10 protein-coding genes and 1 riboswitch are annotated in these 10863 nt (G+C 64.7%); of the genes, 2 read left to right on the top strand and 8 right to left on the bottom strand.

Going from position 1 to position 10863, the window contains the following annotated elements:
- The 6 genes from PF446_RS02360 to crcB form a co-directional block, all read right to left on the bottom strand.
- The coding region (locus tag PF446_RS02360; RefSeq protein WP_298069314.1) for a penicillin acylase family protein at nt 1-2054 on the bottom strand (2054 nt) is incomplete at its 3' end.
- A gap of 87 nt (nt 2055-2141) precedes the next feature.
- Nucleotides 2142-4382 carry a DNA topoisomerase IV subunit A gene (gene parC / locus PF446_RS02365; RefSeq protein ID WP_298069316.1) on the bottom strand — a complete coding sequence of 747 codons (2241 nt, stop codon included), beginning with the start codon at nt 4380-4382 and terminating at the stop codon, nt 2142-2144.
- A 49-nt stretch (nt 4383-4431) separates the two neighbouring features.
- Nucleotides 4432-5307, bottom strand: coding sequence for a TraB/GumN family protein (locus tag PF446_RS02370; RefSeq protein WP_298069318.1), 876 nt, complete (start codon nt 5305-5307; stop codon nt 4432-4434).
- A gap of 70 nt (nt 5308-5377) precedes the next feature.
- Nucleotides 5378-6529: a cyclopropane fatty acyl phospholipid synthase gene (gene cfa, locus PF446_RS02375; RefSeq protein WP_298069320.1), complete on the bottom strand. Its 1152-nt coding sequence runs from the start codon at nt 6527-6529 to the stop codon at nt 5378-5380.
- A gap of 52 nt (nt 6530-6581) precedes the next feature.
- Nucleotides 6582-6935 (bottom strand): DUF190 domain-containing protein, encoded by a 354-nt coding sequence (locus tag PF446_RS02380; RefSeq protein ID WP_298069322.1) that lies wholly within the window; start codon nt 6933-6935, stop codon nt 6582-6584.
- Nucleotides 6936-6950: 15 nt separating this feature from the next.
- Nucleotides 6951-7337, bottom strand: coding sequence for a fluoride efflux transporter CrcB (gene crcB / locus PF446_RS02385; protein WP_298069324.1), 387 nt, complete (start codon nt 7335-7337; stop codon nt 6951-6953).
- A 59-nt stretch (nt 7338-7396) separates the two neighbouring features.
- Nucleotides 7397-7471, bottom strand: a riboswitch (Fluoride riboswitch).
- A 95-nt stretch (nt 7472-7566) separates the two neighbouring features.
- Here crcB and PF446_RS02390 point away from each other — a divergent pair.
- On the top strand, nt 7567-8853 hold the full coding sequence (locus PF446_RS02390) for a multidrug effflux MFS transporter (protein WP_298069326.1): 1287 nt from the start codon (nt 7567-7569) through the stop codon (nt 8851-8853).
- 410 nt (nt 8854-9263) lie between these two features.
- Entirely contained in the window at nt 9264-9800 is a 537-nt protein-coding gene (locus tag PF446_RS02395; RefSeq protein WP_298069328.1) for a hypothetical protein, read from the top strand.
- A 345-nt stretch (nt 9801-10145) separates the two neighbouring features.
- On the opposite strand, the gene PF446_RS02400 is transcribed toward PF446_RS02395, so the two are convergent.
- Nucleotides 10146-10637 carry a hypothetical protein gene (locus PF446_RS02400; protein ID WP_298069330.1) on the bottom strand — a complete coding sequence of 164 codons (492 nt, stop codon included), beginning with the start codon at nt 10635-10637 and terminating at the stop codon, nt 10146-10148.
- 13 nt (nt 10638-10650) lie between these two features.
- Nucleotides 10651-10863: cell division topological specificity factor MinE (gene minE / locus PF446_RS02405; protein WP_298069332.1), on the bottom strand; the 213-nt coding region annotated here is incomplete at its 5' end.

Genomic DNA, 10863 nt, shown 5'->3' on the forward strand with positions numbered 1-10863 from the left:
GCGGTGTTGCGCTCACCCCAGGTGCGCGCGGCCAGTCCTCCGGGCTTGCTGCCAAGGTCCTGGTTGACGGCACGCGCGGCATCAATCAACAGTTCGTCCCAGTTGGCGTAGCGCGGGGACAGCAGATTGTCCGGCTTTTGCTGCAGCATGGCCCAGACCGCTGCCTCGCTGTGCCGCGGCAGTCGGAAGTGCGGAAAACGCTTGCGCACGCGTGCAGCGAAGGGGTGCAGGACGGCTGTCACCACGCGCGTGCGGAAGGCGCGCACCAGACGGTAGTCGACACTGTCGATGGCGGCGCGGCCCTGCCAGTGACGGGTCAGATCCTGCAGTGCGTCCAGGTGCGCTTCCGGGTGCCGGGCCAGCACGTCCTGCAGCAGCTTCTGCCAGCGGGCCAGGAACACCGCGCGATCGTCGAGCTGGATGGCCAGCATGTTTTCCGTGGTGAAGCGATTGCGCGCGAACAGGTCGTCGCGGATCTGCTTGGCGCGCGCGCCGCGCCAGTAGCCACCGTTGCCGATCAGGCTTTCCCACTCGCCCCCAGTGGTGCGGTTGTTGGCGGTCCACAGGCGGCCGTCGGCCGGGTTCTCGATACGTGGAAACTGCAACGGCGATGCGAAACCGATCCATCCGGTACCCCGGCGGGACCAGTCGGATGGGACCAGCGGATCGAACCCGTCACGCAGGGGCAGGGCGTTGCCGGTCAGGGTCCAGCCGATATGGCCCTCGCTGTCGCCGACGATGAAGTTTTGCGGCGGCATGCCAATGGTGGGCGCCACCATCAGGGCCTGGTGCACCGAATCGGTTTGTTCCAGTTGCATCAGGTTGAGGTTGTGCGAGCGCGGCAGGTGCGCGACCCAGTGCAGCGCCAGCGGCGTACCGTCGATGTCGCGGGCCATGATGGGTCCCCAGAGCGTGTCCCGCACGATCAGTTTGCGGTCTGGACCGCCCTTGACCTTGATGATCTCGACATGATCCTTGATCGTGGCCCAGCCGTCGGGCGTGCGGTAGCGATCGGTGTGTTTCGGGTCGCGCCTGATGCGCACCCAGTCCTGCCAGTCGCCGTAACTGTTGGTGAAGCCCCAGGCGATATGCCCGTTGCTGCCGGCGATGAGCAAGGGCGTGCCGGGCAGCGTGATGCCGTTGAGGTCCACCGGGTTGCCGATGTCATCCGGATAGCGCAAGCGTGCGCGGAACCAGATGTTGGGCACGCTCAGGCCCAGGTGCATGTCGTTGGCGACAATCGCGCCCGGGCCGGACAGGCTTCCGGATACCGCGAACTGGTTGCTTCCGGGGGCGTCAGCATCGTGCAGTAGCGTGGTGGTGGCACTTGCCGGCATGCTCGTGCGCAGGGTGAAGACGCTGGCCTCGGGCAGATCGGGTGCGGGCGAGGGGGCGCCCTGCAGCGGAGCCTCCCAGGTCGGCGAAGGGGACATCAGCAGCTTGACCACGGGGGCCGGAAGTGCGGCACGCAGGCGCTCGATGTCGAGCTCGCGTGTGTCCGTGCCGTCGTCGTTGAGCTCGAGGGACATTGCGTCGACGGTGAGCAAGGTATCTTCCATGCGCCATGGTTTCGGGGCGCTGCCCAGGAGCAGGTATTCCCACGGGCGCACTTCAAGCGCCTTGAGTCCGGCGTTGACGCCATCGCGGTAGGCCCGCAGAACATCACGCTGGTGTTGCGGCACTTGGTCGATCAGGGCGCGGTCGCGTTCACGGAAGCGGTGGCGGCGATGGTTCAGGTCCAGCTTCAGGGCGGCCGGTCCAAGCAGCGCGGCCAGTTCGCCCGCTGCCATGCGCCGCTGCAGGTCCATTTCGAAAAAACGTTCCTGCGCGTGCTCGAATCCCAGGCCATAGGCCAGGTCCAGACGGTTGTCCGCGTCTATGGTGGCCACGCCGAGGCGGTCGCGCGTGATGGTCACGGGTGCCGTGATGCCGGACACGCGTAGCGTGCCATCCAGGCGCGCAAGGCTGCCGCCCAGCAGCAGCCAGGCCCCACCTGCGGTGATCACCAGCAGCGCCACAAGCGTCATCACGATGCGCTGGATCCAGCGTTTCAAGCGCGCCCCCCTGGGCGGGCGATGGTCCGCGCGCGTGCTGCCTGTTGCCCCTGCATGCTCCGGGCCTCCCGACCCCCGTCGTTGATGTCAGTTACTGGTGATGATGCGGTCCACGTGCCGGAAACCTCGCGGCAGCAGACTTCCACGCGTGGCGCGGTTGCCACCGTACTCGACCAGGTCGGACCACTTCAGGATCAGCTTGCGTTGACCGGCATGGACCGTGACCTCGCCGCTGCTCTCGGCCACCACCGCCACGCCGGCGACACGTTCGTCGCCGCTGGACAGCCGTGCCTTGGGGATATCGATCAGCTTGTTGCCCTTGCCCTTGTCCAGTTCAGGCAGCTCGGCCACCGAGAACATCAAAAGGTGCCCGACCGTGGTCACCACCACGATGCGGTCGCGCGAGGGGTCGGCGGTCACCGGCGGCGTCAGCACGTGTGCGCCGTCGGGCAGGTTGATCAGCTGCTTGCCGGACTTCTTGTTCGAGAGCATGGCTTCGAAGCGCGTCACGAAGCCGTAGCCGAAATCCGAGGCCAGCACCAGGCGGGTGTCAATGTCGCCGCTTGCCAGCGCATCGAACTGCGCGCCGGAAGGGGGGCTGAAGCGTCCGGTCAGTGGTTCGCCATTGCCGCGCGCCGAGGGCAACGTATGCGCCAGGGTCGAGTAGCAGCGGCCGGTGGAATCCACAAACGCGACCTGCTGGTTGGTGCGGCTGCGCACCGCTCCGCCGAGGGCGTCGCCCTCGCGGTAGTTGAGGCCTTCGGCATCGACGTCGTGGCCCTTGGCGGCACGCACCCAGCCGGTTTGCGACAGCACTACGGTGATCGGTTCGGAGACCACCAGGTCGCTCTCGTCCAGGGCCGTGGCGGCATCGCGTTCGATCAGTGGCGAGCGACGGTCGTCGCCGAACTTCTCCGCGTCGGCACGAATCTCTTCGCGGATCAGTCCCTTGAGCTTGGCCGGCGACTTGAGCAGCACATTGATGCGTGCGCGCTCTTCCTCGAGCTTGTCGCGTTCGGCCTTGATCCGGATCTCTTCCAGTCGCGCCAGCTGGCGCAGTTTGGTATCGAGGATGTAGTCGGTCTGCTCTTCGCTGAGAGCGAAGCGTTGCATCAGTACCGGCTTGGGCTCGTCCTCGCTGCGGATGATGCGGATGACTTCGTCGATGTTGAGGAATGCGGTGTACAGGCCTTCCAGCAGGTGCAGGCGGCGGTCGACCTTGCCCAGTCGGTGTTCCAGGCGGCGGGTCACCGTGGTGGTGCGGAAACGCAGCCATTCACCAAGGATGGTCTTGAGGTTCTTGACCTGCGGGCGGCCGTCCAGGCCGATCATGTTGAGGTTGACGCGGAAGCTCTTTTCCAGATCCGTGGTGGCGTACAGATGCTGCATCATCTCGTCGGTGTCGACGCGACTGGAGCGCGGCACCAGGACCAGGCGGATCGGGTTTTCGTGGTCGGACTCGTCGCGCAGGTCTTCCAGCATCGGCAGCTTCTTGGCGCGCATCTGCGCGGCGATCTGCTCGAGGACCTTGGACGGGCTGACCTGGTGCGGCAGCGCCTTGATCACGACGTTGTCGTTTTCCGTGGCGTAGATGGCGCGGGCGCGGATCGAGCCAGTGCCTTTTTCATACATCTCCAGGATCGCTTCGCGCGGGCTGATGATCTCCGAGGCCGTGGGGTAGTCCGGACCCTGCACGTGCTCGCACAGCTCGGCCACGGTGGTCGTGGGGTGGTCGAGCAGGCGGATGGCGGCCGTGGCGATCTCGCGCAGGTTGTGCGGCGGGATGTCCGTGGCCATGCCCACGGCGATGCCGGTGGAGCCGTTCAGCAGCACGTGCGGCAGGCGCGCGGGCAGCCAGGAAGGTTCCTCCAGGGTGCCATCGAAGTTGGGTACCCAGTCGACCGTTCCCTGGGCCAGTTCGGCCAGCAGGATCTCGGCGATCGGGTTGAGCTTGGACTCGGTGTAGCGCATCGCCGCGAAGCTCTTGGGGTCGTCCGGCGAGCCGAAGTTGCCCTGGCCGTCGACCAGCGGGTAGCGGTACGAGAACGGCTGCGCCATCAGCACCATGGCCTCGTAGCAGGCCGAGTCACCGTGCGGATGGAACTTGCCGATTACGTCGCCGACGGTGCGCGCGGACTTCTTGGGCTTGGCGCCGGCGGCCAGTCCCAGCTCGCTCATGGCGTAGATGATGCGTCGCTGTACCGGTTTGAGGCCGTCGCCGACAAAGGGCAGTGCACGGTCCAGCACCACGTACATCGAGTAATCGAGGTACGCGCGCTCGGCGTATTCCTTGAGGGGGATCTGTTCGTGCGTGGACTGGATGTTCATGAAGTCGGTTCGTTACGGAAGGTGTTCGGGAGCGCGCTTATGCGCGTTGTTACTGGATACGTCGGGTGATGATGCCGAACGCCTGAAGCTGCTTCTGCACGCTGTCCGGACCGGCCAGGTGGGCGGCCCCGACGGCCACGAACCGCGTGCCCGGGGTCTTCATCAGCGCAGCCAGTTGCCTGGCCCACGCCTTGTTGCGCGCCACGATCAGGCGCTGGTAGAGCTCGGGCGACTCGGTGCGCATCTCGATGTCGGCAGACTTGGCGATCGCCTCGACGTTGCCGGTCTGCCAGTGGTCGATCAGCTTGTGCACTTCGCTGGTGGCATTCTTGAAGTGCTTGAGTATCGAGTGCAGGAAAGCGATTTCGGTCTTCGGCTTCATGCCGGCAAGAAAGCGGATCTGCTGTTCGGCGGTTTCCAGCCCCTTGACCGGTTTGCCCTCGGACTTGAATTGGGCCTTGAGCTGCTTGTCCACGCCGCTCTTGGGGTCCATGCCGGCCTTCAACAGCGGGGTTGCGATCAGCGTGAGTCCGGCCAGCCACGGCCGCATGATGTTGATGGTGGCCTCGCCGCCAGGCAACCCGGCGACCTGGACGGCCCGCTTGAGCAGGATGACGTCGCCCGGACTCAGCTCGCCGGACAGCGGATGGGAGGGGTCGATGCCGTACTTGAGGACCAGCGCCTGCATGTGGGCGGTGCTGTCGTCGGTCTCTTCGATGTAAAGGGTCCGGCTGGCGTCAAGCGCCTTGGTCAGCGTCGGGCTGCGCCATGCCGTGCCCTTGGGCAGGATGTGCATGGTGCCGAACAGATACACGGTGCTCTTGCCGCTGTGGGCCACCCACAACGCGGGCGTGGCCAGGGCCGGCACCGCGGCCAGGTACAGCGCCAGGCCGAGGCACTGGCCAATCCGTCGAAGAAGATGCATGCGGTCCGCTCAGTTGATGGCTCAAGGAGCCTACTTTAGCCGATCGGCGCGATGCATTGAGTCGCGTGGATCAACGCGGCACCCGATAGCCGCCGGGGACCCCATCCGCGCTCAGGGTCAGCTGCCACAACTGATCGCGGCGGGCGCGAAACACGGCGGCCGAGCAGGACAGGTAGAAGCGCCACATGCGGCGGAAGGTTTCGTCGTAGTTTTTGGAAAGCTCCGGCCAGGCCGCGTCGAAGTTGGCCAGCCACGCCATCAGGGTGCGGTCATAGTCGGGGCCGAAGTTGTGCCAGTCCTCGACCACGAACAGGTCTTCCAGCGCGCTCGAGACCTGGCTGGCGGCCGGGATCATGGAGTTGGGGAAGATGTACTTCTCGATCCACGGGTCCGGCTGTGCCGGGGCGCTGTTGCTGCCGATGGTGTGCAGCACCGACAGGCCATCTTGCTTGAGGCATCTGCGGACCACCTCGAAGTAGCTGCGGTAGTTCTTGCCGCCGACATGTTCGAACATGCCGATCGAGTAGATCGCGTCGAACGGCTCATCGATGTCGTGGTAATCCTGCAGGCGGATTTCCACCGGAAGTCCCTGGCACAACTCGCGTGCAAACTCGGCCTGTTCCTCGGACACGGTGATGCCTACGCCTTCGATGCCGTAGCGCTCGGCGGCGAACTTCAGCGCCTCGCCCCAGCCGCAGCCGATGTCGAGGACCCGCTGCCCGGGTTTGAGCTGCAGCTTGCGGCACACCAGGTCCAGCTTGGCCTCCTGGGCCGCATCGACATTGTCGGCCTGCGCCCAGTAGCCGCACGAATACACCAGTCGCTTGCCCAGCATGGCCTGGAACAGGTCGTTGCCGAGGTCGTAGTGGGCACGACCGATCTCGAAGGCGTTATCGCCGCGCTGCAGGTTGATGAACCGTGCCTTCAGGTGGGCGATCAGGGTGTCCAGGGTCTTCAGGTCCTGGTCCAGCTGCGCGGCCAGCACGCGGGTGAAGAAGCCGGGAAGGTCATCGGCGTCCCACCAGCCTTCCATGTAGGCCTCTCCCAGGTCCAGCGAGCCGTGCGCGAACACGCGTGCGAACAGCCGTTCGTCATGCACCTTGAGGTCGGTTGGCGCGGGACCATCCAGATGGATGTCGGCTTTGCGCAACAGGTTGATCGCGCGTTCCTTGAGTGAATCTTCGCTCACGGGCTGCTCCTCGCTGTGTACTGTTGTGGTCATGGCTGCGCCGTCCCGGCATGAAGCTCAGGCGAGCGCAGGATGTAGGTCTTGGTCAGGTCATGTTGTGGTCGCCGAGTACGCCGATGGTGACAGGCGAATGCATGTACACCAGCGCCACATCTGCTGCACGTACGATATCAAGAAGCCGTTCGGCTTCCTCATCGCGCAGCACGAACTCGACCCGCACGGGCAGGTCTCCGGCCAGTTCGAAGAAGGCTTCCTCGTGCAGCACGCCGTGGCGACCGAAGCCGGCGATGGCGCGGAAAGCCGAGCCACCGGCAAGCTTCTCCTTGCGCGCAATCTCGAGCAGCCACTCATACAGCGGTTTGCCCTTGTGACGCGCGTTGGCTTGCATGAAAAAGCGCAGGTTGGTGCCTTGCATTTCGGACACGGTGGAGGTTTCCATGCGGCGAGTCTCCATTCAAGCGCGCAGTACGGCGCGGATCAAGGCCATGCCGGCGATCGTCATGGTGATCGAACCGGCGACATGGATGGCCACGTGGCCCGCGAACCAGAGATATTGCTGGCGCAGCAGCAGCGTGGTCGCCTCGGCCGAAAAGGTCGAGAACGTGGTCAGGCCGCCCAGGAAGCCCGTGGCGATGAACAGCTGTGCCTCGGCGGGCAGGGCGCGGAAGTGCGAAAACGTCCCGATGGCCATGCCCATCAGCAGGCCGCCCAGCAGGTTTGCGGCGAGCGTGCCGAGGGGCAGTGTCGGGAAGACCGGGTTGAACAGTGCGCCGAGGCCCCAGCGCAAAAGGGCGCCGAAGCCGGCGCCACAGAAAATGGCAATGATCGCGGTGATACCCATCGGGTCTCCTCATCCTGTGATCCAGCACGAACCCGCGGCGGCAAGGGCCGCCGGGGCAGGTTGGTCCAGGCATCATCAGCCGCGAGGCGGTTTGTCCCTTGAGGAACAGGAGGCATGCCATCTCCCGAGGGCGCCGCATGCAGCGCCCACAGCTTTATATTAACGTCAGCATATGGTGTTCGTCACCGGGTGCTGGGGTGACCGGCGATCGGCCCCTACAATGGTTGTGATGCCAAACCCGCCCGCCATGCCCCGGATACGCAGCCAGCATTACGGCGTGCTTGCGGGTCTGTTGGCTGCATTGTCGATGATCGGTCCCTTCTCGATCGATGCGATCTTTCCCGGTTTCGACCAGATCGCGGGCGAGTTCGGGGTGGGCGCCGAGGCCATGCAGCAGACGGTCAGTGTTTACCTGCTGGCGTATGCCGGCATGAGCCTGTTTCATGGCGCGCTCTCGGACGCCTATGGGCGCAAGCCGGTGATCGTGCTGGGCATGTTCTGTTACGCACTGGCTTCTGCCGGCGCGGCCGTGGCCGGGTCGTTCACATCCCTGCTGGTGTTTCGCGCGCTGCAGGGACTGTGTGCTGGCGCTGGCATCGTGGTCGGACGCACCGTGGTGCGCGACCGGCTTGAAGGCGCGGCGGCACAGCGCCTGCTGTCGCGCGCGCTGATGATTTTCGGCATTGCGCCCGCAATTGCGCCGATGATCGGCGCGGGCCTGCTTGGATGGGACGGCTGGCGCGGCATTTTCTGGTTCCTGGCCGCTTTCGCCGTGCTCCTGGCACTGGCCTGCAGCCTGCTGCTGGCCGAATCGCATCCGCACCACGCACGCACCCGTTTGGCGCCCGGTCCCCTGCTGGCCGGTTATCGCGCCATCGCTGCGGACGGCCGCTTCTGGCAACTGACGATTTCGGCGACGGTGAATTTCAGCGCGCTGTTCCTGTACATCGTCTCGGCACCGATGATCGTGCGCGTGCATCTGGGGCTGGGGCCGGACGGGTTCCCCTGGCTGTTCATTCCGGTGGTGCTGGGCCTGGTCGCGGGCAGCTGGCTGTCCGGGCGTCTGGCCGGCCGCGCCAGCGTCCGCACCACGGTACAGCTGGGCTACCTTGCGATGCTGGCCGCCTGCGGGTGGCATCTGGTGCTGGCGTACGCAATGACAACGCCGCGCGTGCCCTGGACGACGCTGCCGCTGCTGCTCGAGGGGATCGGCGTGCAGCTGGCCTTCCCGACACTGACGCTGTTGCTGCTGGACCGTTTCCCGCAGCGGCGTGGGTCGGTGTCTGCGGTGCAGGCCACCTTCAGCCTGCTGTTCAATGCCGGTGTGGCGGGCCTGCTTTCACCCTTGCTGTCCGGCTCCATGTCCGCCTTGGCCTGGGGCGCTCTGGGGCTCACCGTCATCGGTGCGCTGTCATGGCTGCGCTGCGAGTCGCGGATGCGGCGCGATCCGGCACAGGTGCCGGCGTTCGGTATTGATGCCGTGCCGGTGTCGAGCGAAGCGGTGGAGCCGGCATGACCGCGATGGCCCGGGTTTTTCGCCAGTGGGACTGGTCTGCAGGGGTTTTCCCGCGTTGTGCAAACGCGGATCATATCCAGCCTGCCTACAGGTACATAGGGCGGCGCATGTGAATATGCAGTAGAAAATGCGCGGAATTTACTGAGTTCCAACCCATACAAGGAACCCGCATGGTAGCCGCTCGCTGTGGACCGTCCCTGCAAGGGCGATGTGTCCTTGAGTAGAGCGCAAATGTGGGCAGGACCACCAGATACGGTGGATGAAATGGCGGCCCGCAAGCACACTGGTGATGTGCTTGCAAGTGGCTCTCCGCTGGAGGAGGATGAATTACAGGGGAAATTCGGATTGCATACAAACATGCGATTCATGTGGCACGTTAAACCACGTGCAGCCCGATCAGGGAGGTCGTCATGAAAAAGCCGATTTTATTGCTGCTTGCCAGCTTGTTCAGTGTTTTGTCCGCAACCGTCTGGGCATCCTCCAAGGATGACAGTCCAAGCCAGAGCCGCGTCCTACCAGTACTGGTCAACGTGAGTGCTCAGGGCAAAGTGACTGATGCGAGTCCTGCATACACCCTGCGGCCGGCATTGATGGACGCGCTCAGGAGCGCCCTGGACAAGATGATCAGCAAGCCCGCCACTTTCCACGGCAAGCCGGTCCGCAGCCAGTTCGTGATTCGTCTCGCGTTGACTGCCAAACCCATAGGGGATGGCACATACAACATGGCGTTCAATTACCTCTCCAGCAAGGCGCTACCAAACGGTTCGTGGTACTGGGTTCGCTCCGGCGATCACAGGCTGTATATCAAGAATCAGTCCCCAACCCTTGATCACAATTTCAGCTGGAACAGTTTGACCGAAATTGCCTTGCATCAACGCGAATCGCTTAACGGACAGAATCAGGTTATCCACGAAAATTTCATGCAGCGAATCAACCAGGGTCATTGAGGCGTTTCGCCCTGCCGGGGCCACGCAACCCGAGGGGGAGCTGGCCGGGTTGATGGCTCGACGATCACGGTTCGGTAACGAAGACCGGTACCTTGCACCATGGCTGGGTCCTCGCTTCCTTGGCCGCCCGGTCATGGGTACTGATCGACCTCGTAACCTGTCGGCTCGAAAGTCGATCAGGGCGAGGATGAAAGGCAAGTCCGGCCAGTTAACCCTGAGAGGGCCCTTGCAGGCCGTGGGTCAAGGGCATCCGCCCGCCCTGGTGCGAGGGATGCCAGGGCGACGGTGCAACCCCTGAGCCAAGGCTGCTGCGGATGCCCGAAGCCGGTCGCGGAAACGCAAGAATCAGGCAGCGGCGACATCCTCGCGCAGCAGGTTTCGCCCCTGCAGCCAGTTGCGCGCATTGTCCGCGTCGCGCTCGAACCAGGCGCGGGTGGAGCCGAGCCGGAAGCTGTAGCCCCATGCGTCCATGTCCGCCATCAGGCGATCATGACCGACCCCCGGTAGCGAGTCGGCGAGAACGATTTGCAGATAACAGGCGGCGTCTTCCTCGTCGATGGAGTCGGTGGCGTTGGTGTGTACATGGGCACGTTGCCCGGCGGGCAGCACGATAAGATGGCAGGCTTCATGCAGCATCGAATGCACGGGCGTGTCGTCACGCACGTGCACCGTGCTGCCAATGATGCCGGCTTCCGGGTCGCCCCAATAGCTGCCCGGAATCGCTGTGCCCGTCGCCACGACCTTGAGATCCAGGTCATGACGGGCGAGCAGGGCGCGGCAGGCGTCCAGGTCGATGCTGTCCATGCGCAGCACGTCTTGCTCGGCCGTTTTGTCCATGCGCGTGCTCGGCTCAGTCCCGGTCGGAATCGGGATCGGGCAGGGCCACGGACAGTTCCAGCACCTCGTGACCGCTGTCGGACTCGAGGCTGATCTGTACCGCCTCGGGTTCGACGTGCACGTACTTGCGGATCACCTCCAGCAGCTCGCTGCGCAGCAGCGGCAGGTAATCCGGGCCACCGCGGCTGCTGCGTTCCTGGGCCACGATGATCCGCAGGCGCTCGCG

This window comes from Oleiagrimonas sp., from assembly GCF_027858935.1.
Classification (GTDB): domain Bacteria; phylum Pseudomonadota; class Gammaproteobacteria; order Xanthomonadales; family Rhodanobacteraceae; genus Oleiagrimonas.